At 57.5% G+C, this 25,469-nt stretch carries 19 protein-coding genes and 1 pseudogene; 8 read left to right on the top strand and 12 right to left on the bottom strand.

What is annotated here, in order from left to right:
* Positions 1 to 303 precede the first annotated feature (303 nt).
* Genes apaH through lptD form a run of 6 tightly spaced genes read right to left on the bottom strand, consistent with a single transcriptional unit; the run spans position 304 to position 7,047 of the window.
* The gene (apaH, locus tag ACSZO1_RS05795; RefSeq protein ID WP_437610433.1) at positions 304 to 1,134 is read right to left on the bottom strand and encodes a bis(5'-nucleosyl)-tetraphosphatase (symmetrical) ApaH; all 831 of its coding nucleotides are present in this window, start codon (positions 1,132 to 1,134) and stop codon (positions 304 to 306) included.
* A 9-nt stretch (positions 1,135 to 1,143) separates the two neighbouring features.
* Complete coding sequence (apaG, locus tag ACSZO1_RS05790; protein WP_437610431.1) at positions 1,144 to 1,521, bottom strand: Co2+/Mg2+ efflux protein ApaG; 378 nt, start codon at positions 1,519 to 1,521, stop codon at positions 1,144 to 1,146.
* A gap of 4 nt (positions 1,522 to 1,525) precedes the next feature.
* Positions 1,526 to 2,353 (bottom strand): 16S rRNA (adenine(1518)-N(6)/adenine(1519)-N(6))-dimethyltransferase RsmA, encoded by an 828-nt coding sequence (gene rsmA / locus ACSZO1_RS05785; RefSeq protein ID WP_437610429.1) that lies wholly within the window; start codon positions 2,351 to 2,353, stop codon positions 1,526 to 1,528.
* On the bottom strand, positions 2,346 to 3,338 hold the full coding sequence (gene pdxA / locus ACSZO1_RS05780; protein WP_437610427.1) for a 4-hydroxythreonine-4-phosphate dehydrogenase PdxA: 993 nt from the start codon (positions 3,336 to 3,338) through the stop codon (positions 2,346 to 2,348). Before pdxA ends, rsmA begins: the two co-directional genes overlap by 8 nt.
* Positions 3,328 to 4,623 carry a peptidylprolyl isomerase SurA gene (surA, locus tag ACSZO1_RS05775; RefSeq protein ID WP_437610425.1) on the bottom strand — a complete coding sequence of 432 codons (1,296 nt, stop codon included), beginning with the start codon at positions 4,621 to 4,623 and terminating at the stop codon, positions 3,328 to 3,330. The genes pdxA and surA overlap by 11 nt, the downstream gene beginning before the upstream one ends.
* Before the next feature lie 54 nt (positions 4,624 to 4,677).
* Positions 4,678 to 7,047: an LPS assembly protein LptD gene (gene lptD / locus ACSZO1_RS05770; protein ID WP_437610423.1), complete on the bottom strand. Its 2,370-nt coding sequence runs from the start codon at positions 7,045 to 7,047 to the stop codon at positions 4,678 to 4,680.
* A gap of 184 nt (positions 7,048 to 7,231) precedes the next feature.
* Between lptD and djlA the strand changes: the two genes are divergently transcribed.
* Positions 7,232 to 8,077: a co-chaperone DjlA gene (djlA, locus tag ACSZO1_RS05765; RefSeq protein WP_437610421.1), complete on the top strand. Its 846-nt coding sequence runs from the start codon at positions 7,232 to 7,234 to the stop codon at positions 8,075 to 8,077.
* 150 nt (positions 8,078 to 8,227) lie between these two features.
* On the opposite strand, the gene rluA is transcribed toward djlA, so the two are convergent.
* The 3 genes from rluA to polB all read right to left on the bottom strand — a co-directional run bounded on the left by rluA (position 8,228) and on the right by polB (position 14,445).
* Positions 8,228 to 8,881, bottom strand: a complete 654-nt coding sequence (gene rluA, locus ACSZO1_RS05760) for a bifunctional tRNA pseudouridine(32) synthase/23S rRNA pseudouridine(746) synthase RluA (protein WP_437610419.1) — start codon at positions 8,879 to 8,881, stop codon at positions 8,228 to 8,230.
* Positions 8,882 to 9,026: 145 nt separating this feature from the next.
* Positions 9,027 to 11,933 carry an RNA polymerase-associated protein RapA gene (rapA, locus tag ACSZO1_RS05755; RefSeq protein ID WP_437610417.1) on the bottom strand — a complete coding sequence of 969 codons (2,907 nt, stop codon included), beginning with the start codon at positions 11,931 to 11,933 and terminating at the stop codon, positions 9,027 to 9,029.
* Between the two features lie 151 nt (positions 11,934 to 12,084).
* Positions 12,085 to 14,445 (bottom strand): DNA polymerase II, encoded by a 2,361-nt coding sequence (gene polB / locus ACSZO1_RS05750; RefSeq protein ID WP_437610415.1) that lies wholly within the window; start codon positions 14,443 to 14,445, stop codon positions 12,085 to 12,087.
* Between the two features lie 202 nt (positions 14,446 to 14,647).
* On the opposite strand from polB, the gene ACSZO1_RS05745 reads away from it, so the two are divergent.
* The 7 genes and pseudogenes from ACSZO1_RS05745 to ACSZO1_RS05715 all read left to right on the top strand — a co-directional run bounded on the left by ACSZO1_RS05745 (position 14,648) and on the right by ACSZO1_RS05715 (position 21,697).
* Positions 14,648 to 16,489, top strand: a complete 1,842-nt coding sequence (locus ACSZO1_RS05745) for a type VI secretion system Vgr family protein (protein ID WP_437610413.1) — start codon at positions 14,648 to 14,650, stop codon at positions 16,487 to 16,489.
* A 9-nt stretch (positions 16,490 to 16,498) separates the two neighbouring features.
* Positions 16,499 to 17,821, top strand: a complete 1,323-nt coding sequence (locus ACSZO1_RS05740; RefSeq protein WP_437610411.1) for a DUF2169 domain-containing protein — start codon at positions 16,499 to 16,501, stop codon at positions 17,819 to 17,821.
* A gap of 3 nt (positions 17,822 to 17,824) precedes the next feature.
* Positions 17,825 to 18,748, top strand: coding sequence for a pentapeptide repeat-containing protein (locus ACSZO1_RS05735; protein ID WP_437610409.1), 924 nt, complete (start codon positions 17,825 to 17,827; stop codon positions 18,746 to 18,748).
* Positions 18,745 to 19,809, top strand: a complete 1,065-nt coding sequence (locus ACSZO1_RS05730; protein WP_437610407.1) for a pentapeptide repeat-containing protein — start codon at positions 18,745 to 18,747, stop codon at positions 19,807 to 19,809. Before ACSZO1_RS05735 ends, ACSZO1_RS05730 begins: the two co-directional genes overlap by 4 nt.
* 12 nt (positions 19,810 to 19,821) lie before the next feature.
* A pseudogene (locus tag ACSZO1_RS05725) lies at positions 19,822 to 20,430 on the top strand (DUF3540 domain-containing protein).
* A gap of 9 nt (positions 20,431 to 20,439) precedes the next feature.
* Positions 20,440 to 20,832, top strand: a complete 393-nt coding sequence (locus ACSZO1_RS05720) for a DUF4150 domain-containing protein (RefSeq protein WP_437610405.1) — start codon at positions 20,440 to 20,442, stop codon at positions 20,830 to 20,832.
* Positions 20,833 to 20,926: 94 nt separating this feature from the next.
* Positions 20,927 to 21,697 (top strand): DedA family protein, encoded by a 771-nt coding sequence (locus tag ACSZO1_RS05715; RefSeq protein WP_437610403.1) that lies wholly within the window; start codon positions 20,927 to 20,929, stop codon positions 21,695 to 21,697.
* Between the two features lie 257 nt (positions 21,698 to 21,954).
* Here the strand turns inward: ACSZO1_RS05715 and thiQ are convergent, their stop codons facing one another.
* The 3 genes from thiQ to thiB are packed head-to-tail and all read right to left on the bottom strand — an operon-like array spanning position 21,955 to position 25,212.
* The gene (gene thiQ, locus ACSZO1_RS05710; RefSeq protein WP_437610401.1) at positions 21,955 to 22,656 is read right to left on the bottom strand and encodes a thiamine ABC transporter ATP-binding protein ThiQ; all 702 of its coding nucleotides are present in this window, start codon (positions 22,654 to 22,656) and stop codon (positions 21,955 to 21,957) included.
* Positions 22,640 to 24,250 (bottom strand): thiamine/thiamine pyrophosphate ABC transporter permease ThiP, encoded by a 1,611-nt coding sequence (gene thiP / locus ACSZO1_RS05705; protein WP_437610399.1) that lies wholly within the window; start codon positions 24,248 to 24,250, stop codon positions 22,640 to 22,642. Before thiP ends, thiQ begins: the two co-directional genes overlap by 17 nt.
* Positions 24,226 to 25,212, bottom strand: a complete 987-nt coding sequence (gene thiB, locus ACSZO1_RS05700; protein WP_437610397.1) for a thiamine ABC transporter substrate binding subunit — start codon at positions 25,210 to 25,212, stop codon at positions 24,226 to 24,228. Before thiB ends, thiP begins: the two co-directional genes overlap by 25 nt.
* Between the last annotated feature and the right edge of the window lie 257 nt (positions 25,213 to 25,469).

Below are 25,469 nucleotides of genomic sequence, written 5' to 3'. Positions count from 1 at the left end.
TTATCGGTAGTTAACCCTTCCTCCTACACTCTCCACAATCATGTCCGAGCGTTGCACTTATTATCTGAATTCGCGCTCTTCATTATTTGCGTTGATTGTTGCTGTAAGTGTATTGCGAATAAAAAAGGGTGAACGCTTTGCCTTTGGTCCTTATCCCTGCATGGTTGCTGTGATTTATTTGTTCTGGCCTGGATGAGTGATTAAAAGAAATAATTGATTCGATGTGAAACAAATGTGGAAATAGGGCGATTTCGCCAGGCGATAAATATACCGGTCGCTGGGCGCGACCGATATTGCTGCGCGTCAGGAAACAATCATGCGTTCACGGTTGGAGGGCTGCACAAACAGCGAGCCATCTTCCCAGCGCAGCATCGTCAGAGTGCCGCCCCAGCAGCAGCCGGTATCCAGGCCAATAATGCCTTCCGGCGTGCCACGCCCTTCCAGCGCCGCCCAGTGACCAAAGACGATGGTGTAATCCTGTGCCACAGGGCCGGGGATCGCAAACCAGGGTTTCAGCGGCGGAGGTGCCGATTCCGGTGCTTCTTTGGCAATCATATCCAGCTGACCGTTCGGGAAGCAGAAACGCATGCGGGTCAGGGCATTGGTGCTGAAACGCAGGCGCGACAGTCCGGACAGCTCCGGGCTCCAGTTATTCGGCATATCGCCATACATCGCATCGAGGAACAGCGGATAACTGTCGCTGGACAATACCGCTTCGACTTCGCGCGCGCACATCTGCGCTGTGGCGAGATCCCACTGTGGCGTAATACCGGCATGTGCCATCACCAGCCGTTTTTCTTCATCCACCTGCAGCAATGGCTGACGGCGTAACCAGTTAATCAGCTCATCGGCGTCAGGTGCATCCAGTAATGGCGTCAGGCGATCTTTCGGTTTATTACGGCTGATACCGGCGTAGACCGCCAGCAAATGCAAATCGTGGTTGCCCAGTACCAGCCGGACGCTGTCACCGAGCGAGCGGACAAAACGCAATACATCAAGGGAGGCCGGGCCGCGTGCGACCAGGTCGCCAGTCAGCCACAGGGTATCGTGTTCGGGATTAAACGCGACCTGCGCCAGCAATGATTGCAGTTCGTCATAGCAACCGTGGATATCACCAATAAGGTATGTACTCATCTGAATATCTTAATGAATATGGGCCTGGACGGCGAGACGGAATACGGGAATGTCGACGGTAAAGGTTTCCCCCTGATCGTCGATCATCTGATAGTGGCCCTGCATGGTGCCCATCGGGGTTTCGAGGATAGCGCCGCTGGTGTACTGAAACTCGTCGCCGGAGGCAATCACCGGCTGCTCACCTACCACGCCTTCTCCCTGAACTTCGGTGGCGCGGCCGTTACCGTTAGTGATTAACCAGTAACGGCCAAGCAGTTGCACGGAATTGCGCCCGAGATTGCGGATGGTAATGGTATAGGCGAACACATAGCGCTCTTCATCCGGCGCCGATTGCGACTCGATATAGACGCTTTGTACCTGTACACAAATCCGGGGCGATTCAATCATGCGTTTAGCTCTCCTGCTCCTGCGGTTCAGGGTGCGCAGTTAACCAGTTCGCTAACTGGCAATACTGTGCGACAGTGATATTTTCTGCCCGCAGCGTGTTATCGATACCCATTTCTTCCAGCGCCTCAACGCTGAACAGGTGACCCAGGCTGTTACGCAGGGTTTTTCTGCGCTTGCCAAAGGCTTCGGTGGTGATACGGCTCAGTGTGCGCACACTATCGACCGGATGCGGTAATGTCAGGTGTGGTACCAGACGCACCACGGCGGAATCGACTTTTGGCGCCGGGGTGAAGGACTCCGGTGGCACTTCCAATACCGGGATCACCTGGCAGTAATACTGCGCCATCACACTCAGACGACCATACGCTTTGCTGCCCGGGCCTGCAACCAGACGGTTGACCACTTCTTTCTGCAGCATAAAGTGCATATCGCGGATCGCACCCATATAGCTGAACAGGTGGAACATCAGCGGTGTGGAAATATTGTATGGCAGGTTGCCAAACACGCGCAGCGACTGACCTCTCTGCTGCGCCAGTTCGGAAAAGTTAAAGGTCATCGCATCCTGCTGGAAAATCGTCAGCTTGGGACCGAGGAACGGATGAGTCTGCAGACGCGCCGCCAGATCGCGGTCAAGTTCGATCACCGTCAGGGCGTCAAGACGCTCACCAACCGGTTCGGTCAGTGCGCCAAGGCCGGGGCCGATTTCGACCATCGCCTCGCCAGGCTGTGGGTGGATGGCGGAGACAATGCTGTCGATGATGTACTGGTCGTTGAGGAAGTTCTGTCCAAAACGTTTGCGGGCAAAATGGCCCTGGTGGACGCGATTATTCATTACTGCTCTTGATCATGGTAATGGCGAGGTTAAGCGCCGTGATAAAGCTGCCCGCATCCGCTGTGCCCTGGCCCGCCAGTTCAAGGGCGGTGCCGTGGTCGACAGAGGTGCGGATAAAAGGCAGGCCAAGGGTGATATTCACCGCGCGGCCAAATCCCTGGTATTTTAGCACCGGAAGCCCCTGATCGTGATACATCGCTAACACGGCATCAGCATGTTGCAGATATTTCGGCTGGAACAGGGTATCCGCCGGCAACGGGCCGGTCAGCAGTATGCCTTGCTGACGCAGTTCGTTCAGCGCCGGGATGATGGTGTCAATCTCTTCACGACCCATATGACCGCCTTCGCCAGCATGCGGGTTCAGGCCGCAAACGAAGATGTGCGGTGTCGCGAGGCCAAACTTGCTTTGCAGATCCTGATGCAGGATGTTGATCACTTCATGCAGGCTGTCGCGGGTAATCGCGGCGGCGACATCTTTCAGTGGCAAATGGGTGGTTGCCAGAGCGACGCGAAGTTCTTCCGTCGCCAGCATCATCACAACCCGTTCGCATGCCGCGCGGTCGGCGAAGAATTCGGTATGGCCGGTAAACGGAATACCGGCATCGTTGATCACCCCTTTGTGCACCGGACCGGTAATCAGCGCGGCGAACTCGCCGTGCAGGCAACCATCACAGGCGCGTGCGAGGGTGTCCAGCACGTAGTGACCATTGGCGACCGCAAGCTCACCAGCAGTAACTGGCTGCGCCAGTTCCACTGGCAGTACCGTCAGGGTGCCTGCCTGTTGTGGCTGAGCCGCGACACCAGGCTGGTACTCACGCAGGGTTAACGGCAGACCCAGCAGCGCCGCGCGATCGCGCAGCAGTTGCGGGCTGGCACACACCACCAGTTCAACTGGCCAGTCACGCTGCGCCAGCTGAACGGTGAGGTCAGGACCAATCCCGGCGGGTTCGCCGGGGGTGATCACTACACGTGTATTACTGAGCATTGGCATCCAGAATTTTCACGTAAGCACTGGCGCGCTGTTCCTGCATCCAGGTCTGTGCTTCTTCTGCGAACTTACGGTTAAACAGCAGACGATAAGCGCGCTCTTTCTGTGCCGCATCGGTTTTGTCCACCTGGCGGGTATCCAGCAACTGAATCAGGTGCCAGCCGAAGGAGGAGTGCACAGGCTGGCTCGTCTGGCCTTTGTTCAGCTTCAGCAGAGCATCGCGGAACGCAGGATCGAACACTTCCGGAGAGGTCCAGCCCAGATCGCCACCCTGGTTCGCAGAACCGGGATCGTCAGAGAGCTGCTTCGCCGCATTGGCGAAACTGATTTTCCCGCTCTGAATATCTGCGGCCACTTCCTGCAGCTTCTGGCGCGCCTGCGCGTCAGTCAGCACCGGTGATGGCTTCAGCAGAATATGGCGGGCGTGCACTTCAGTGACGGAAATGTTCTGGCTTTCGCCACGCACATCATTCACTTTCAGAATATGGAAACCGACGCCGGAACGAATCGGACCAACGATATCGCCTTTCTTCGCGCTACTCAGCGACTGGGAGAACAGGGTTGGCAGCTCTTCAATTTTGCCCCAGCCCATATTGCCGCCTTTCAGCGCCTGCGGGGCCGCGGAGTAGGTCACCGCCAGCTTGCCGAAATCGGCGCCGCCACGCAGTTCACTCATCAGCTGTTTCGCCAGGCTTTCCTGGTCATCCACCTGCTGCTGGGTTGGGTTTTCCGGCAGTGGCAACAGAATATGGCTGATATTCAGTTCTGTACCACGGTTGTGCTGGGCGCCAACCTGCTCGGCCAGGGCGTCCACTTCCTGTGGCAGAATAGTGACACGGCGGCGCACTTCGTTATTGCGCACTTCCGCAATCTGCATCTCTTTACGGATCTGCTCGCGATAGACGTTGTAATTGACGCCGTCGTAGGCCAGACGACTACGCATCTGGTCAAGACTCATTTGGTTCTGTGCAGCGATATTGGTAATAGCCTGATCGAGCTGTTGATCAGTAATCTGCACGCCCATCTGTTTGCCCATCTGCAGCAGGATGTTATCCATAATCAGACGTTCAACAATTTGATGGCGCAGGGTGCGATCGTCAGGCAGTTGTTGTCCGGCTTGCTGCGCCTGGGCTTTCACCGAGCTCATCATGCCATCCACATCACTTTCTAACACCACACCGTTGTTTACGACGGCGGCGACTTTATCAACAACTTGCGGCGCTGCAAACGCGGTATTGGCTACCAGAGCCACACCAAGCATCAGCGTTTTCCAGTTCTTCATACTTTTTCCATTCTTCTTTCCGCACTGCGGGTTTGCATGTCAAACATTACAACATCAGAAAGCACGCTGGTAAGGCAGAATGCCCTCACGCAGCATTTGACCGGTTCCTAAGCCATAGTTCGAGCTCAGGCCACGCAGTTCAATGTTGAACGAGATTTGGTTGTCATATTTACTGCTGCTGTTTTCCCAGCCGTTGATTTTGCGCTCGTAACCGAGACGGATCGCATAGCAGCACGAGCTGTATTGCAGACCCACCAGCTGATCGGCGGACTGTTGTGATTTGGTGTCGTAATAGTACGCACCAACAACAGACCAGGCATCAGCAATTGGCCAGCTCGCGGTGACCCCCACCTGCGAAATACCGTTCTTGTAGATGGGGTTGTTAATCACACTACTATTCTGGTTCTGCAATGCCGTAGCCACATATTCCGGGCTGCTGTAACGGTAGTTCAGCTGGACCATACGATCCGCGTCACGGCGATACTCCAGCACCGCATTGCCCTGTGCGATATTGTCCAGTCGCGTGTCGTACTGAATCCCGCCACGCGTGCTCCAGCGATCGCTAATCTTCCAGTATGTATCACCGGCCCACACCAGGCTGCCGGTGTCATCTTCATCGCTCACGGTGTTCAGTCCGGTGCGTGAAGGGGTAAACGAGTAGATTTGACCAACAGAAACGTTAAAACGTTCCACCAGATCGTTATCATAAATGCGTGAGGTGACACCGGTGGTCAGCTGATTGGCTGATGCGATGCGATCCAAGCCGCTATAGGTACGGTCGCGGAACAGGCCGGTGTAATCGGTTTGCAGCAGCGTGGAGTCATAGGCATTGATATGGCTCTGGTCACGATACGGCACATACAGGTACTGAGCGCGCGGTTCCAGTGTCTGGGTATAGCCTTCCGCCCAGTTCATTTCGCGCTCCAGTACCACTTTGCCATCCATTTTAAACTGCGGCAGGGTGCGGTTAACCGACTCTTTCAGCTGATTATTTTTGTTTTCATCAAGAGAGTTAAAATACTCGACGCCATCCTGCTGATAATGCGTTGCCAGCAGTTTCGCTTCGGTATTCAGGCTTGCCCAGCCGTTGGATACCGGCAGATTAATGGTCGGCTCAATATGCAGACGGGTGGCATCCGGATAGCGCTCATTCACGTTGCTGAATTTTACCGCCTGGGCATACAGATGGGCATCAAACGGGCCGATATCGTTCTGATACAGGTTAATATCCAGCTGCGGCTGCGCACGATAGATATTGTTGCTGCTGGTATTGGAGAAGACCTGGAAGTCTTTACTGGATAACGTCGCGTTCCAGTTGGTATCCGCGTAGCCGAAGCTAAATTTCTGCGTCAGATAACCATCCGTCGATGAGTAATACGGTGAACTCAGATCGTTGAAATAGTAGTAATCGCTGACTTTGGAGTAGTTAGCATCTAGGCGCCAGTGCTGATCGTAGACACCTGAGTGACGCCAGAAGAGGAACCAGCGGTTCGAGTCTTTGTCATCAGTGCCACGCGTCGCCTGGTCGCGGTTGTACTGGTCATCTGAAGGCAGATAATCGAATTCGATCAGGCCGGTGCCGAAATCGGTCAGATAGCGGAACTCATTCTGCCACTGCAGGCCACGCTTACTCATATAGTGTGGCGTGATGGTGGCATCGAAGTTCGGTGCGATATTCCAGTAGTACGGCAGAATAAATTCAACGCCGTTGCTGCTGCCATACTTGGCATTAGGGATCAGGAAACCGGAACGGCGGCGGTCGCCAATGGGCAGTTGCAGATACGGGCTGTAAAACACCGGTACGGCGCCAATTTTAAAGCGCGCATTCCAGATCTCCGCGACTTCTTCCTGGCGGTCCTGGATCACTTCGGAACCGACGACACTCCAGCTGTAATCGCCCGGCAGACAGGTGGTGAAGCTGCCGTTTTCCAGAATGGTGTAGCGGTTTTCACCGCGCAGTTTCATTTGATCGGCGACGCCACGGCCCTGGCGACCGACCATCTGATAATCACCATTCCAGACATTGGTGTCTTTGGTGTTCAGATTTGACCACGCTTTCGGACCTTTCAGGATGACCTGGTCGTCGTCATAGTGCACATTACCGAGCGCATCGACGGTGCGTGTGGGTTCGGTCTGGCCTGGCAGGATTTTTTGATGCAGCTGCACTTCATCCGATTGCAGACGGCTATTCCCTTGCTGTATATCCACATTACCCGTGAATACCGCGCTGTCAGGGTAGTTGCCTTTGGCGTTATCCGCGTTGATCGTTACCGGCAGCTGATTAGTATCACCCTGCACCGCAGGGCGATTAAAACTTGGCACGCCAAGCATACACTGCGACATTAAGTCGTCGGCAAGTCCCTGCTGGCTGTAGAGTGCTGAACCAATCAGGGTGGCCAGCAAAGTTGGTATACGTTTTTTCATACGCGGTATCGAGAATTCCGTGATAACAGGCATCATGCCGACAAACGGTCAGAGACTAACGTACTCAACAGCGTAGCGCCAGTGTTAATGCTGCCCGTTTACCCGCGTTGCCGATAGGCTCAGAGATAAATGACAGGTATGATAATGCAATTTTTAGCCGTCAGCATGGCGAATTGAGGAGTATATGCGCTATTGGGGGAAAGTAATCGGCCTCGTGCTGGGGTTAATGTCGGGAACTGGCTTGTGGGGCCTCGCGCTGGGCCTGATCATCGGCCATCTTATTGACAAAATTCGTGGTGTACGGCGGCAGGGTTATTTCAGCAATCAACAATCACGCCAGACGCTGTTTTTTCGCACCACGTTTCAGGTGATGGGGCATTTAACGAAATCAAAAGGGCGGGTCACTAACGCAGATATTCAGATGGCGACGCAGGTGATGGAGCGTATGCAGCTGCACGGCCAGGCGCGCACGGCAGCGCAACAGGCATTTCGTGAAGGCAAGCAGAGCGATTACCCGCTGCGTAACAAACTGCGTGAGCTGCGCAGCGCCTGCTTTGGTCGTTTTGATTTGATTCGGATGTTCCTGGAAATTCAGATGCAGGCGGCGTTTGCTGACGGCACACTGCATCCCAGCGAGCGCAAAGTGCTGTATGTGATTGCTGAGGAACTGGGCATTTCCCGTCATCAGTTCGATCAGTTTCTGCGCATGATGGCGGGGGGGCAGCAGTTTGGCGGTGGCGCGCATCATGGCTGGGGTCACTCTTCGGGATCGTCACAGGGTGCGGGCGGTGGTTTTCAGCAGCCTCAGCGTGGGCCGACGCTGGACGATGCCTGTAGTGTGCTGGGGGTGAAACGCAGTGACGACAGCGCCACCATTAAGCGTAAGTACCGCAAGCTGATGAGTGAGCACCATCCCGATAAACTGGTGGCGAAAGGCCTGCCGCCGGAGATGATGAAGATGGCGAAGCAGAAAGCGCAGGAGATTCAGGCGGCGTATGATCTGATTAAGCGCGAGAAGAATTTTAAGTAATTCTGGCTGGCTTACCTGCCATTTCCGCTGCGGGCAGTGCTCAAAATCCTCACGTACTGATTGTACGCTCCGGTTTTTGCGCGCTGGCCGCATCAGAACTGGCTGCGCCGCGTGCACCAGAATACGTTGCGCGTGGTATTCCTGAAAATATTAAAACTCTGCTGGCTGACGAAAGGTCATTGGCGTCTGGTAGTCCGGATGTGTAATCGTCAGCATCTCCGCATGCAGTTGCAGGCGTGGTGCCATCGCGCGGGCGGCGTCATGCGCATAAAAATTATCACCGAGAATCGGATGACCCAGTGCCAGCATATGCACACGCAACTGGTGTGAACGGCCGGTGATCGGTTTTAATCGCACGCGTGCGCTGTTATCCGCCGCATACTCCAGCACTTCATACTCCGTTTGCGCGGCTTTACCGGTTTCGAAGCAGACTTTCTGTTTCGGGCGGTTTGGCCAGTCACAAATCAGTGGCAAATCCACCAGCCCTTTCTCTGGCTGCGGGTGTCCCCAGACACGCGCGACATACGTCTTTTGCGGTTCGCGTTCGCGAAACTGTCGTTTGAGTTCACGTTCCGCAGCCTTGTTCAGCGCGACAACAATAATCCCGCTGGTTGCCATATCGAGACGATGCACGGATTCCGCCGCGGGATAATCGCGCTGAATACGCGTCATCACACTGTCTTTGTGTTCTTCGAGGCGACCCGGTACGGAGAGCAACCCGCTGGGTTTATTGACCACCATAATGTGCTGATCCTGATACAGGATATGCAGCCAGGGTTCTTGCGGAGGATTGTAAGGTTCCATGGTCTATCGCATTGATACGTGTACAGCGTCAGTATTAGCGCGCAGTGTAGCGGAAAATGCAGCGATGTGAGCGTTTATTTTCCGTGCAGCGCGTCGCTGACATCAGCGGGAAAATCCCCTCCGCACGATGGCGGAGGGGGTGGCATTACTGGTGTGTCACCACAATCAGGCGCAGGGCATCAAGACGCCAGCTGGCGTCGTTGAGGCTGGCCAGCACCTGGGCACGGTTATTTTCCAGCGCCTCGATTTCATCCTCGCGGATATTCGGGTTCACCGCTTTCAGCGCTTCCAGACGCGACAGTTCGGCGCTCAGCTTCTCATCCGCTTCCTGGCGTGCGGCGTCGATCAGCACACGCGCTTCCGCTGCCGCTTGATCTTCAGACAGCTTCAGAATTTCGTGCACATCCTGCTGCACCGCGTTGACCAGTTTGCTGGCGGTATGACGATTGACCGCATTCAGCTGACGGTTAAAGCTCTCAAACTCCACTTTGCCCGCCAGGTTGCTGCCTTTGCGATCCACCAGCATGCGGATTGGCGTTGGCGGCAGGAAGCGGGTCAGTTGCAGCTGTTTTGGCGCCTGAGCTTCCACCACATAAATCAGCTCCAGCAGCAGCGTCCCGACCGGCAGTGCTTTGTTTTTCAGCAGTGACAGCGCGCAGCTGCCGGTATCGCCGGAAAGGATCAGATCGAGGCCGTTACGGATGATCGGATGCTCCCAGCTGACATACTGCGCATCTTCGCGCGACAGTGCCTGGTTGCGGTCGAAAGTGATGGTGCAGCCATCTTCCGGCAGGCCCGGGAAATCCGGCACCAGCATATGATCCGATGGCGTCAGCACGATCAGGTTATCGCTGCGATCTTCCTGATTGATGCCAACAATATCGAACAGGTTGAGCGCAAAATTCACCAGATTGGTGTCGCTGTCCTGCGCGGCGATCTGTTCTGCCAGCGCCTGCGCCTGTTCGCCGCCGTTGGAGTTCAGCTCCAGCAGGCGGTCACGGCCCTGTTCCAGCTGGGTTTTAATCGCGTCATGCTCGCTGCGACACTGCTGGATAAACTCATCCAGGCCTTCGGTATTCTCTGGCGCCGCCAGGTAATTGATCAGCGGGTTATACACTTTGTCATAGATGGCGCGGCCGGTCGGGCAGGTGTGCTCAAAGGCATCCAGACCTTCGTGATACCAGCGCACCAATACAGACTGCGCGGTTTTCTCCAGATACGGCAGCATAATCTGGATATCGTGCGCCTGACCGATACGGTCGAGACGGCCGATACGCTGTTCCAGCAGATCCGGGTTAAACGGCAGGTCAAACATCACCAGGCGGCTGGCGAACTGGAAGTTACGCCCTTCCGATCCAATTTCTGAACACAGCAGGACCTGCGCACCACCTTCTTCTGTCGCAAAGTAGGCAGCCGCGCGGTCACGCTCAATAATCGACAGGCCTTCGTGGAACACCGCGGCGCGAATACCTTCACGTTCACGCAGCACCTGCTCCAGCTGCAGTGCGGTAGCGGCTTTGGCGCAGATCACCAGCACTTTTTCATCACGGTTACTGGTGAGATAGCCCAGCAGCCACTCGACGCGCGGATCAAAGTTCCACCAGGTGCCGCTGTCGCCTTCAAATTCCTGATAAATCTGCTCCGGATAGAGCATGTCGCGGGCACGTTCATCAACAGACTTACGCGCGCCCATAATGCCGGAGACTTTAATTGCCGTCTGATACTGCTGCGGCAGCGGCAGGCGGATCTGATGCAGTTCGCGCTGCGGGAAGCCTTTCACGCCGCTGCGGGTGTTACGGAACAGCACGCGGCTGGTGCCGTGGCGGTCCATCAGCATGCTGATCAGCTCCTGACGCGCTTGCAGCTTGCCTTCGCGTGCGCTGTTAGCGACCTGCAGCAGCGGCTCGATATCCTGCTCGCCTACCAGGTCGTTCAGCAGATTCATCTCATCGGCAGAGAGCGGTTTATCGGCCAGCAGCAGCGCCACGGCATCGGCGACCGGACGATATTGCTGTTGCTCGGCAACAAACTGTTCGAAATCGTGGAAGCGGTTCGGGTCCAGCAGGCGCAGACGGGCAAAGTGGCTGGCCATACCCAGCTGTTCTGGCGTCGCAGTCAGCAGCAGCACGCCCGGAATGCGCTCGGCCAGCTGTTCAATCACCTGATATTCACGGCTGACTTCCTCTTCGCTCCACGCCAGGTGGTGCGCTTCATCGACAATCAGCAGGTCCCACTCGGCTTCGGCCATCTTTTCCAGGCGCTGCTTATTGCGACGCACAAAGTCCAGTGAGCAGATCACCAGCTGTTCGGTATCGAACGGGTTGTCACTGTCATGCTGCGCTTCGGCATAGCGCTCATCATCAAACAGCGAGAAGTGCAGGTTAAAACGGCGCAGCATTTCCACCAGCCACTGGTGTTGCAGGGTTTCCGGCACCACAATCAGCACGCGCTCGGCACGACCTGCCAGCAGCTGCTGATGAATAATCATCCCGGCTTCAATGGTTTTCCCCAGACCGACTTCGTCCGCCAGCAGCACGCGCGGCGCATGGCGACGGCCAACATCGTGCGCAATATGCAGCTGGTGCGGGATCAGGTTGGTGCGCATCCCGCGCAGGCCGCTGATCGGCAGGCGGTACTGCTCACTCTGGTATTTACGGGCGCGGAAACGCAGGGCAAAGCGGTCCATACGGTCGAGCTGACCGGCAAACAGGCGGTCCTGTGGCTTGCTGAACACCAGTTTGCTGTCCAGCATCACTTCACGCAGGATCACGTCCTCTTCGTCCGTATCCAGACGCCGGCCGACATACACCATCAGGCCGTTTTCATTGCGTGCATCGGCCACTTCCAGCTGCCAGCCTTCGTGGCTGGTGATGGTGTCGCCGGGATTGAACATCACGCGGGTGATTGGAGAATCATTTCTGGCATAGAGACGGTTTTCACCCGTGGCCGGGAACAGTAAGGTCACCATACGTGCATCCAGGGCAACGACGGTTCCCAGTCCAAGTTCGCTTTCCGTATCGCTGATCCAGCGTTGACCAAGTGTAAAAGGCATAGATTATTGGCTCGATTCTCGTAAAAAAGGTACTAACCACGCGCTCAGGGCAATAGTATGGCGGCCGGACGCAGAGGGTCTGGCTGGTAATGCCGAACGGTGAAATAAGGAAGGGCGCTATGGTACTGGAAGGTAACGCGTTCGTCACCTGTCAAAACAGCCCTAACTGCCCGGTAATCAGTGTAGCAAAATCATCGCCGACAAACGGCAGAATACCGTCCGCAACCGGCTGCAGCTGGCGTGTGAGGTAGTGATCGTAGTCGAGCGGGGTGACGCGTGCTTCCAGCGGTTCCGGGCCCGATGTCGCCATCACATATTTAATTGAACCGCGGTTCTGGTACTGCAATGGCCTGCCCAGTTTGCGGTTGTGCTCATCCGCCAGCCGTGCGGCGCGCACATGGGGTGGCACATTGCGCTCATACTCATTGAGTGGTCGCCGCAGCTGTTTTTTATACACCAGTTGATCATCAAGTTCGCCATCCAGCAGCTGGCGTACTGTTTCGCGAATAAAATCCTGATACGGCTGATTAAGGAAAATGCGCCGGTACAGCGCCTGCTGAAACTGCTGTGCTAACGGTGTCCAGTCGGTGCGTACCGTTTCCAGCCCTTTAAACACCATCTGCTGCTGACCATTGGCGGTGATAAAACCGGCATAGCGCTTTTTGCTGCCCTGCTCCGCACCACGAATGGTCGGCATCAGAAAACGGCTGAAATGGGTTTCAAATTCCAGTTCCAGCGCGCTTTCCAGCCCATACTGCTGCTGCAGATGGGCGCGCCACCACTGGTTGACTTTGTTTACCAGCTGGCGACCAATCGCGCTGGCCTGCTCCTCGCTATGTGCGGATTTCAGCCAGACAAAGGTGGAGTCGGTGTCACCATAAATCACATCATAACCTTCCGCCTCAATCAGCTCGCGCGTCTGGCGCATAATTTCGTGGCCGCGCAGGGTGATAGAGGAGGCAAGCCGCGGGTCAAAGAAGCGACAGGCGCTGGTGCCCAGCACGCCGTAAAAGGCGTTCATAATGATTTTCAGCGCCTGCGACAGCGGTTTATTACCCTGTTTTTTCGCTTCTTCGCGCCCCTGCCAGATCTGCTGCACAATGCCCGGCAGGCAGTGCTCGCGGCGGGAAAAGCGCGCGTGGCGAAAACCGGGCACGGAATGGGCATCATCCGGTTGCGCCAGTCCGGCCACCAGCCCGACCGGGTCGATAAGAAAACTGCGGATAATTGACGGATACAGGCTCTTGTAGTCGAGCACCAGTACGGAATCGTACAGGCCGGGACGCGAATCCATCACATAACCGCCCGGGCTGGCTTCCGGTGCGACTTCGCCCAGATTCGGTGCCACATAGCCGATGCGATGCATACGTGGCAGGTAGAGGTGGGTAAACGAGGCGACGGAGCCGCCATGGCGATCCACCGCGAGCCCGTTCACCGACGCGCGTTCCAGCAGAAACGGTATCAGCTGAGTATGGTGAAAAATACGCGTCACCAGTTCACAGTCTTTCAGGTTATAGCGCGCCAGCGCGGGCTTATCGTTATCGAAACGCTGGTTAATCTCTTCCATGCGCTGCCACGGATTATCAATCGCTTTGCCTTCGCCCAGCAGTTCGCGTGATACCGCTTCCAGGCTGAAGGAGGAGAAGTTCCAGAACGCTGATTTCAGCGCTTCGATGCCGTCAATAATCAGTCGTCCGGCAGCCTGGGCGAAAAACACGCCGGGCTTAAAGCCATGCTCGCGCCACTCCAGCGGTTGCTGGTCGCGGCCAAAGCGCAGCGGAATGCCGTAACGATCGGCGTGCTTTTGCAATACACGCAGGTCAAACTGCACCACGCTCCAGCCAATAATCACATCCGGATCATACTGCTGCAGCCAGGCGTTAAGCTTTTCCAGCAGCTGCGGGCGGCTGCTGACATACTCCAGATTGAAATCGATCTGGCTGGCATCGCCGTTTTCCGGGCCGAGCATATACACATCGCGCCGCCCGCAACCTTCCAGGCCAATGCAGTAGAGTTCGCCGTGTTGCGTGGTTTCGATATCCAGCGATAGCCATTTCAGCTGCGGGCGGTAGTCAGGATGTGGTTTCAGTCGTGCGTTGATCAGGCTGTTACCGGCGGGCTGGCCGCTGAACCACACCGGCGCGGTGATAAAACGCTCCATTAAAAAACGTTCCGGCGGACGAATATCGGCTTCATACACCGTAATACGCTGTTCGCGCAGCAGCTTTTCCAGCCGCTGCAACTGGCGATACTGGCGGCAGTAGAGGGCAAACACCGGACGCTGGCGGAAATCTTTCAGCTCCAGAGTAGCAATGCGGTAATGGCGTTCATCCGCCAGCAGTTGCTGCACGCGCGGCAGATGTTCCTGCGGGATAAAGGCGACGGCTTCCTGTTCCGGCAGCACCAGCCGCTGCGGCCCGTTATCGGTCGCCAGCCATAGCACCACTTCGCAGCCGGAAGCGGTATCGCGCCAGTGGCGAGTCAGTAAAAAACCTGCGCGTGCGTTGTCCACCCGAAACCCTTTGTCACGTTAACTGCTGCTAAGAATAGCATGTTTATTTATACAGTTCTTGCCTTCTGGCTGCACAATGGGACGGGCGTCGCCTGGCGCACGCTACGGACAGCTGCTATACCCTAAAGGCAGCCTGCAAGGTGACGGGCCGAAAACGGAAAAGCGCCAGCCAGGCGCAGGGATAACAATAAGGATATTGCGCATGGAACGCGTTGTGGTCGTTCATACCCCATTGGGCGATGATCGCCTGTTATTTAAAACATTACAGGGAACAGAACAGCTTTCTGCTCTGTATGAATTTACCCTTGAGTTACTCAGTCCTGACCATCAGCTTGCCTTGTCTCCCCTGCTGGGTAAGACCCTGACGGTTGAGGTGATCCCCGCCAGCGCGCCATCACGTTACTTTTCCGGCGTTATTGCACAAATCAGTTATCTGGGCCGTGAAGAACACGGCGAACGTTACGCACGCTATGCCGCCTGTATTCGCCCCGCGTTATGGTATCTGACACAGAACCGTGACTGCCGTATCTGGCAGGATAAAACCGTACCTGAAATCCTCAGCGATGTGTTGCGTCGCCACGGCATAGCGTTCCGCAACCAGCTCAGTTGGCGTTATCGTCCGTGGCAATACTGCGTGCAGTATCAGGAGAGCGACTTCGCCTTTATCAGCCGCCTGATGGAGCATGAAGGCATTTATTACTGGTTTACGCATCAGGTGGACGGGCAGACGATGATGCTGGCGGATGCTCCGCTGGCGCACGGCGCGCTGGCGGGGCATGAGCCCCCTCTGCTGCAACGTTCAGCCACCACCCGCTGGCAACTCAGCCACCACATCACACCGGCACTGTGCAGCCTCGATGACTACGACTTCCGCCAGCCGCGCGCGCATCTGCTGGCGGTACGGCAAAATCCTGCGTCCTGCGCCACGGTTAACAGTGAAATATTCGACTGGCCGGGACATTTCTCCGATCGCCAGCAGGGGGAATTCTATGCGCGGGTGCGTCAGCAGGAGTGTGCCGCGCGCCATCAGCAGCTTAGCGGCAGCAGTGATTCCTGCGCGATCGCCTGTGGCTGTCTGTTTACCCTGGATGATGACTTCCGCCAGCCGGTGGATGCATGCTGGCTGGCGGTCAGCACTGAGTGGTCGCTGAGTGCGAATCCTTATGCCAGCGGCAGCGGAACGGGGGGCGAGCTGGCGGTACGTTTTAGCGCGATTCCAGCTGCCAGCAACTGGCGTCCGCCACGCCTTACCCCGTGGCCGAAAACCCATGGTCCGCAAAGCGCTGAGGTGGTGGGGCCGCCGGGTGAAACGCTGTGGACCGATCAATATGGCCGCGTCCGGTTACAGTTTCGCTGGGATCGTTATGGCGCCAGCGATGATCTCAGCTCCTGCTGGGTGCGGGTCGCCAGCAGCTGGGCGGGCTGGCGCTATGGCACTATTCAGGTGCCGCGTGTTGGCGAAGAAGTGCTGGTGGACTTTATCAATGGCGATCCCGATCGGCCGGTGATCATCGGTCGTCTCTATAATCAGCAGAATATGCCGCCATGGCCGTTGCCGGAAGCGGCCTGCCGCAGCGGGCTGATGTCGCACAGCTGCGCTGACGCCAGCGATCATGCCAGCTACTGGTTTGTGGATGATGCGCCAGGTGAGGAATCCTTTTCCCTGCACGCCGGGCGCGATATGCGAATCACGGCAGAGAATACGCTGCACATCTCGTCGCCGGGGAAAATTACGTTGCAGAGTGATACCGCAGTGGAAATCGATGCGCCCAGCAGCAGCTTAAATACGCGCAATACCGCCTATACCACCACCGGTTTCAACGTCGGCATTACCGGACTGGATATCAAAATGAATGCGGCAACGGTCACCAGCACGCTCTCCAGCAACGATATCAAAGGCGTGGCCAGCAGCGTCACCGGGGTGGCGATCTCGAAGACCGGAGTGGAGATGAAAACCAGTGGCGTGAAGTACAGCTTTTCTGAGCTGCACAATGATATCTCTGCGGTACGCACGCTGATGAGCGATGTGTTTCTCTATATGTGATGCCGCATCATGAAAATCATTAAACCGTTGCGGCTGGGGGTGTTAAACCGTCCATTCCGCTGGCAGGGCAGTCATCAGCTGGGGATCTCGTTGCTGGCGCTAACCGATATGAGTGCCACGCCACAGCTGCGCCCGGAGTGCGAGCTGTGGCAACTGGCGGCGAGTGAACTGGCTGACACGGGTGGCGTGCTGGATCTGGCGCTACCGAAAGCCTGTGCGGAGTATCTGGTCAGTGGTTATCTGTTTACGGCGAATCAGACGGCGGACAGTGCCAGCATTGACATTGCCGGGCTGCGCAAGACGCAGCATATTGCCGAGGTTCAGGGCCGGGAAGCCGTGCCCGCCACCGATTTTGCCCCGCTCGATCTGCAGGACCCCCGTCGTTTTCACCGCCTCGGCCAGCAGTATGATGAGCAGTGGCTGCAGGAATCGTATCCCGGATTTGCCGATGACACCGACTGGCGGTTGTTTAACGCGGCCTGTGAAGATCAATGGTGGCCTGACCATGCAGCACTGCCTGTGCAGGCCCGCTGGCGTATCTGCAATATGCATCCACAGCAACGGCAGCAGCAGGGACGTTTACCACCGTGGCAGGCGCGCTGTTTTATCAATCGCCAGCATCCGCCACAGCTGGAAGAGGCCACGCTGCGTGCCACCACCGTCTGGTTTTTTCCCCATCGTGAACAAATGCTGCTGATCTGGCAGGGGATGATGGCGATTGGCGAGGATGATGCGGCGGATGTGCTGCAGCTGATGCCCGCGCTGGAAATGGCGGGCGCAGAGCGTCCGCTGCAGCACTATCAGCAGGTGCTGTTACAGCGGCTGGATAAAGAGCAGGGAGCGCTGTGCGCATTGCGCGAACAGGATTTGCTGCCGCCGTCGCTGATAGGTCCGTGGCGGGATACGCAGCCTGGCGAGCTTCAGTGCAGCATCCACGACACACTGACGCAACGCCAGCAGCAGCTGCAGGAACAGCATCGGGAACGGCTGGCGCAGCGCGGCTGGGAGATTAATCAGCTGATCCCGTCGCCGCAGGACGTTGACATGCCGTCGGCACAACAACTGCCGGAATTGATCGCACATCTGGAGCAGCAGGCGGCGCAACGGCAGGCCGACGCCCAACGACGATTGCAGCCGCTGAAGCCTCCGCCACCATCCGGTGATGCCGCGCAGGGCATACAGCAGATGCAGGCGCTGTTGCAACGTCATGGTGAGAACTTCACGGCGCAGCAGCAGGCAGAGATCAGGGCGTCACTGCATCAGCTGCGTCTGATGGTCACGCCGGAAGAGGGGGCACCACAGGATCTCCCCCGTTCACAGCAGCTGCGTTAGCAGGTGCTGGTTATCCTGGCAGGCAACCGTGATTTCAGCGATCTGGATCTTAGTGGTGCGGATCTGTCGCATTTGGATCTCTCCGGCGCCCGCTTCTCGCGTACCCTGCTGACGCAAGCCAGGCTGCAGCATACCCGGCTGTGTACAGCGCAATTCGATCAGGCGTCACTGGCGGCTGTGCAATGCGATCATTGTGATTTCACTGGGGCGCAGTTTATCGCCTGCAACTGGCGGCAGGCACGGTTTACGGATTGCCACTTTGCGGGTGCACGTCTGCAGGATATGACATGGCAGGATGCGCAGTTCGCCCGCATCTGTTTTCAGCAGGCGACGCTGGAAAATCTGCTGCTGCCGCAATTGCAGCTGAACCGCGTCGATTTCCGCGCAGCCACGCTGAATAAAGTAGTACTGCAGCACTGCCAGCTGCAGCATGCTGATTTCACCTGCGCCCGCTTAAGCTGGTGCGCACTGGTGGCGTGTCAGGTGCAGCACAGCCGTTTTACTCAGGGCACGCTGCTGGGCTGCGCTTTCACTGCCGGCAGCGATTGTCAGCATGCCGATTTCACCCTTGCCAGCCTGACCCAGTGCAACCTGCGCCAGCTGGCGCTGAAACAGGCCTGTTTTCAGCAGGCGTGCCTGGAGAACTGCGATCTGAGCGAAGCCTGTTGCCAGCATGCCGATCTGAGCCGCAGCCAGCTGGCGGGAAATCTTTTTATCCGTACTGATTTGCGTCATGCATCACTGGCCGACAGCAATCTGATCGGCGCGCTGTTGCAGAAAAGCCTGCTGGATGGCGCAAATCTGGCGGGTGCCAATCTGTTTCGCGCCGATGTATCGCAGTCCACGCTGAATCCGGCAACACAGCTGGCGGAGGCGTATACCCGGCGCATGAAACAGTGGCCGCGACGGCAGCAGGCCACATCATGAAAACCCTGACGCCGGCAGAGCTGGAACGGCGCATCCGCGCGGGCGAAGGCATTGAGCAGGTTTCGCTGCATGGTGCCAGCCTGCGCGGGCGGGATCTCTCGGGCGGGATATTGCAGCATGTTGATTTTTCCGCCGCCGATTTGCGTGACGCGGATTTGCGCGAAACGTGCTTTATCGCCTGTGCATTGTCGGGGGCGCAACTGAGTCAGGCGCAGTGTCACGATACCCGTTTTGACCATTGCCAGATGGCGGCCGTGGATGTTTGCGCGTCCGTTATCACGCAAAGCCTGTTTCATCATTGCGACCTGACGGCGGCGCAGTTTGCGGGCAGCCAGCAGGCGCGCAATCACTATCTGCACAGCAACCTCGCCCGCAGCTGCTTTAGCGGTGCAATGCTGGAGCAGGTGACCTTTTACCAGTCGCCAGTGGCCGATGCGCAGCTGGACCAGCTGCACTGCCTGCTGACCACCTTTTGTGGCATCGATTTGCGGCAAACCTCATTTGCTGGCAGCCGTTTTGAACGTACGGTGTTTCTCGCCTGCAATCAGCAGGGTTGCAATTACACACAGCTGGCTTTCCACGGTTGTCAGTTTACTGACGGTCAGCTGGATGCCGTCGATTTTAGCGGTGCCCGGCTGACGCAATATAACTTTAGCGGTGCATCACTGCGGGCGGCGAATCTGCGGCTGGCGAATGCTGCACAAGCACTGTTTACCCGCGCCGATCTGCGCGACGCCCGTTGTCAGCAGGCGCTGTTGTCGCAGGCACTGTTTCCTGCTGCCTGCCTTGATGCTGCCGATTTGCGCGGCAGTGATCTGACGCAGGCGGTGTTGTCGCAGGCCAGTGCGCGTGCCAGCTGTTTTGCTGACTGCGATCTGTCATGGGCTGACCTGTCCGCTGCGGATTGTCGTCACGCTGATTTCCGTGACGCCCATCTTTTCCATACCCGTTTTCACCAGACGCAGCAGGAAGGCGCGCAGTTTACCTGCCGTGATGCACTTCCTGGTCAGGATGATGAACTGCTGGCCGCTGAAGCCTGGAGCCGCGCGCGCCAGCGTTAACTGAGGAACCTTGTGATGAATGCTAACCAGCCCGATCCTGCGATGCCGTTGCCTGTTTTGCACAATACCGGCCGTGTGACTCACCTGTTTTCTGATGGCACACTCAGTGTTGAGTGTGCTCAGCGTGGCTGGCATTGCCAGCGCGCCGCCAGCTGTCTGCTGATGCCTGCGGTCGGCGATCGGGTGCTGCTGACGGCAGTAGAGCAGGAGATCTGGCTGCTGGCGGTGCTGGAGCGTGCCGAGCCACAGCAGCTGGCGCTGCTGAGCACCGACAGCGCGTTACAGATTGCCAGTGCTGGCGAGCTGCATCTCAGCAGTCCGCGTTTGTGTATTACCGCGGAAGAGGGCGACTGTCATATTGATACGCTGAAATACAGTGGCGCATCGTTATCCGCCTGGGTGAGTGTTGCCACGCTGATGGGCAAACGCTGTGAATCGGTCTGGCAGACGCTGACGCAAATCAGCCATAACGTGTTCCGTCGCACCCGTCAGCTGGAGCAGTTGCGCGTGGGGCAGTTATAGATTAAGGCGGAAAGCTATCTGCAGTTGCACGGGCAGAATACGCTGATTAGTGCACAGGCGATTACCCGCGTCGATGGCGGGCAGATCCATATGGGATAGGAGGACGCGATGTTTGCCAATTGCCAGGCGGGAGGGATGGATATGGCGCTGCCGGATGTCTGCCTGACGCCATCACCCCTTCCGCTGCCAGTGCCCTACGCGAATCTGGCGTCCGGCACCATGGCGATCCCCAATGCGCTCAATATCCTGTTTATGGGGATGCCCGCGCATAATATGGCGACGATCATTCCGCTTACCAGCGGCGATAACGCCGGTGTGCTTGGCGGCGTGGCGTCCGGCACGGTAATGGGACCCGCACGCCATCTGACGGCGTCGTTTACCGTTCTGTTAAAAGGTTCGCCCGCCACGCGTTTAACCAGCGTGAGTCTGCAAAACAGCACCAATATCGCCGGGATGCGTCTGCAGCCCAGCCAGCTGAAAGTGGTGATGCTGGCGCCCTGAGGCGTAATGTCAAGATTCCCATACAAAACAAGCCTTGACGCTGTTAAATCCTGCCAGGACAATCCAGCATTCTGTTAACCGAAAGTGAAATTCAATGGAAGCCTGGCTGGAACATTTAATTACGCAGTCGCTGGCGTGGTCGCTGCTGGCGGTATTGCTGGTGGCGTTTCTCGAATCGCTGGCGCTGGTCGGGCTGTTGCTGCCTGGTACGGTGCTGATGGCCGCGCTTGGCGCATTGATTGGTAGTGGCCAGATGGGGATTTATCCGGCCTGGGGCGCGGGGATTGTCGGTTGCCTGCTGGGTGACTGGATCTCCTATTATATCGGCTGGCAGTTTAAGGGGCCGATGCACCGCTGGTCATTCCTGCAGAAACATAAGTCGCTGCTGGATAAGACCGAGCACGCGCTGCATCAGCACAGCATGTTTACGATTCTGGTCGGGCGTTTTGTCGGGCCGACGCGTCCGCTGATTCCGATGGTGGCAGGCATGCTGGAGTTGCCGGTAAAGAAGTTTCTGCCGCCTAACCTGATTGGTTGTCTGTTGTGGCCGCCTGCTTATCTGATGCCGGGAATTCTGGCGGGTGTGGCAATTGATGTGCCGAAGGATGCTGGCAGCGATATGTTTATCTGGCTGCTGCTGGCGGTGGCGCTGCTGGTATGGCTGGCGATCTGGCTGTGCTGGCGCTGGATGCGTGCCGGTAAACAGCAGGACTGGGCGACGTCGCTGTTGCCGCAGAGCCGTCTGCGCTGGCTGGCACCGGTTGCACTGGTGGTGGGGGCAGGCAGCTTTATCGCCATTCTGTTCCATCCGATGATGCCGATCTATCTGCGGTTGCTGTGGCAGGTGTTTGTCGGGCCGGCCTAAATGCGCAAAAGCCTCGCTGTTGGTTCAGTGCCTGCGCAGGGAACACGGTCAGATCGGAAAGTCGCTGTTCGTCATCCCTGACCGCTCGGCCCGCGCCGTCCCTGGCGCGGGACGCTTTCCTCTTCTGACCGTGTTCCCTGCACCCTGATTTTATGTGTCGCTGCCTGTGCCTGTGCCTGTGCCTGTGCCTGTGCCTGTGCCTGTGTTTTGTGTCTTCTGCTATCTCTGTGCTTCAGGCTTCACCGTCGCGGCTTGCTTTACTTCACCGTGACGCCTAACACTTCCGCCGCGCGGGTTTCACCGTTCACCAGCGCATTAGTAGCACCATCCCAGTAGACCCGGCCATCAACAATCAGCAGGCTGCGCGCCGCGATTTGCTGTGCATCTTCCAGACTGTGCGACACCATCAGCAGCGTGATTTTCCGTTCTTCGCACACCTCATCGACCAGTTGCAGCATCTCTTTGCGCAGCGCCGGGTCGAGCGCTGAGAAGGGTTCATCCAGCAGCAACAACGGTTGCTGGCGCACCAGACAACGCGCCAGCGCGGCACGCTGACGCTGGCCGCCGGAGAGCTGAGCGGGCAGACGGCGCAGGTAGTCACTAAGCCCGACGCGCCGGGCAATATCCTCAATCGCCTGATGCTGTGCAGCGCTGAGTTTCAGCCCGGGATGCAGGCCGAGGCCGATATTCTGCGCCACGCTGAGGTGCGGGAACAGGTTGTTCTCCTGAAACAGCATCGACACCGGGCGCTGGGCGGGCGCGCTGTGCGTATGGTCTGCACCATCCAGCACAATGCTGCCGCTGCTGGCAGGCAGAAAGCCGGCGATTAGACTCAGCAGGGTACTTTTGCCTGCGCCGCTCGGGCCGAGAATTGCCAGCCGTTCACCGGCCTGCAGTGCCACGGAGAAGCGCATCGGCAGATGGTTGTAGAGATAGGTGAGGTTAGTGAGCGTCAGCATGGCGTCCCGGCAGTTTTTCAATCAGGGTAAATAACAGGAAACAGAGCAGCAGCAACAGCAACGCCGTGACCGCGCCCTGCTGGCTGCGATAGGAACCAATCTGCTGGAACAGCCAGAACGGCAGGGTACGGAAATCTTCATTACCAAACAGTGCCACCGCGCCAAAATCGCCAATCGACAGCACGCAGGCGAAGGCCAGCGCTTGTGCCAGCGGGCGTTGCAGCGCTTTCAGTTCAATCAGTTTCAGGCGGTTCCAGCCCTTTATATCCAGTGACAGGCAGAGCTGATTGTAGCGCTCGGCGATATCGCGCATCGGGTTTTCCAGCACTTTCATCGCATAAGGGACAGCCATCAGTGCATTGGTAAAAATCACAATGCCATCAGCGGATTGCGGTATGCCGACGGTGCTGTTCAGCAACAGGAAGAAGCCAGTTGCCAGTACGATGCCCGGCATGGCGAGGATCAGCATGCCGCTCAGTTCCAGCGCCTGACCCGCCAGTGGCCGCTGACGCAGCCGCAGCTCACGGCTGGTCCACAGCAGCATAGTGGTCAGCACCACACACAGCAGCCCCGCGCCGATGGCGATACGTAATGAGGTGGCGGTCGCCTGCCATAATATCGGCTGGGTCAGCACCTGTGGCAGATCCTGGTTCAGGCCATCAACCATCACCGCCAGCAGCGGCGGCAGCAATAACAACAGCGCCAGAACGATTAATAAACTATCGGTTATGCGCGCGCGCAGGCTGTCTTCCGGATTGCGCCAGCCGCTGACAGCCGCGCTGCCCGCCGGAATCGCTTTGCTTAAGCGCTGGCTGAGCATCACCAGTCCCAGGCAGCAAATCATCTGCAACAGGGCCAGCAGTGCTGCGCGTCCGGGATCGTAGTCGTAACTCAGCGCCTGAAAGATGGCCAGCTCAACGGTGGTGGCTTGCGGGCCGCCGCCCAGAGCCAGCACGGTGGCAAAACTGGCAAAACAGAGCATAAAGATCAGTGCGGCGCAGGGCAGCAGTTGCCGCCGCAGCCATGGCCACTCGACCAGGCGAAAATGGTGCCAGCCGCGCATGCCGAGCTGTGCCGCCAGCTGGCGCTGTTCACCCGGGATCTGCTCCAGCACCTGCAGCAGCAGACGTGTCGCCAGCGGCAGATTAAAGAAGATATGCGCCAGCAGAATGCCCTGCAGGCCATAGGGTGAGAAGCGGTAGTCAATGCCCAGCCACTGGCTGAACTGCGCCAGCCAGCCTTCCCGGCCATAGACGCTGAGAATGCCAAACACGGCCACCAGTACCGGCAGCACCAGCGTCATGGCGCACAGACGCAGCAGCGCGTCGCGTCCGGGAAAACGGCGTCGGTACAGCGCACGCGCCAGCGGAATCGCCGGGATCACCGACAGCAGCGCAGACAACAGGGCCTGCCAGAAGGAGAAACCGAGGATATGCCAGAGATAGCTGTCCTGCCAGAACGCGCGCCAGTCGGTGTCTGGCGCGTTGAACCATAAGGCGGCAAACGCCAGCAGCGCCACGGCGACCAGCAGCAATGCCGCCAGGCCGCCGGGTATCATCCAGCCAGCAATTAACGGCTGACGGCGCGTTGCCATGCACTGATCCATTGCGCGCGTTTATCGGCCACGTCCTGCAGACTGAATTCCAGCGCCGTCTGCGGTTTGGTCAGGCTGGCAAAACCGGCAGGAAGCGGCGTATCCGTCACCGGATACATCCAATTGCCGGTTGGGATGGTCTGCTGGAATGGCTGGCTGACAATAAACTGCATAAAGCGCTGCGCCAGTTCCGGCTGTTTGCTGCTGGCCAGCTGGCCAGCGACTTCCACCTGCAGGTAGTGCCCTTCGCTAAAGTCAGCCGCGGCGTACTGATCTTTCTTCTCTTCAATCAGGTGGTAGGCGGGGGAAGTGGTGTAGCTCAGTACCATGTCGCTTTCACCTTTCAGGAACAGGCCATAGGCTTCGCTCCAGCCTTTGGTGACGGTGACCGTTTTCGCCGCCAGCTTCTGCCAGGCTTGCGGTGCTTTGTCGCCATACACTTTCTGCATCCACAACAGCAGACCCAGTCCAGGTGTACTGGTGCGCGGGTCCTGGTAGATCACTTTCAGTTTGTTATCACCTTCGACCAGCTCATGCAGGCTTTTTGGCGGGTTCGGCACTTTGGTTTTATCATAGACAAACGCGAAGTAGCCGTAGTCGTACGGGACGAAGGTGGTGTTGTGCCAGCCGCCAGGAATGGTCAGCTTACCGGTATCCACGTTGCTGGCGCTGAACAGGCCGGTTTTTTCCGCTGCCTGCACCAGGTTGTTGTCGAGACCGAGGATCACATCGGCCTTGCTGTTTTTGCCTTCCATGCGCAGGCGGTTCAGCAGCGATACGCCATCTTCCAGTGCGACAAATTTCAGTTCGCAGTTGCAGTCAGCTTCAAACGCTTTTTTCACAGCCGGGCCAGGACCCCAGTCGGCGGCGAAGGAGTCGTAGGTATAGACGGTCAGGGTTGGTTTGGCGGCAAACGCCGGGACAGCCAGCAGCAACAGGCATGGCAGGAGTTGTTTTAACACTTTGCGCTCTCCGAAGAGTGGGTTAAATGAGTCGCAAAGGATCTGAGGACAGTAATCTCAAATCCCTACGCCGGTATCAACCGGATCAGGTTCGACGGGTGTTTCTCAGCGAAAAACTTGCTGCGCAGGTCTTCATCCTGTGTCGGGCAGAGCTCAACATCCTCACGTACCTGAGTACGCTCCGGATTACTCGCTGCGGACCGCCCTAAAGGGCGTTCAAAATGCGTTGCATTTTGTCTTCGCGCTGGCCGACTGCG

It is taken from the genome of Erwinia sp. V71, assembly GCF_965644245.1.
Lineage (GTDB): Bacteria > Pseudomonadota > Gammaproteobacteria > Enterobacterales > Enterobacteriaceae > Erwinia.
This window is presented reverse-complemented; position numbering and strand designations above follow the sequence as displayed.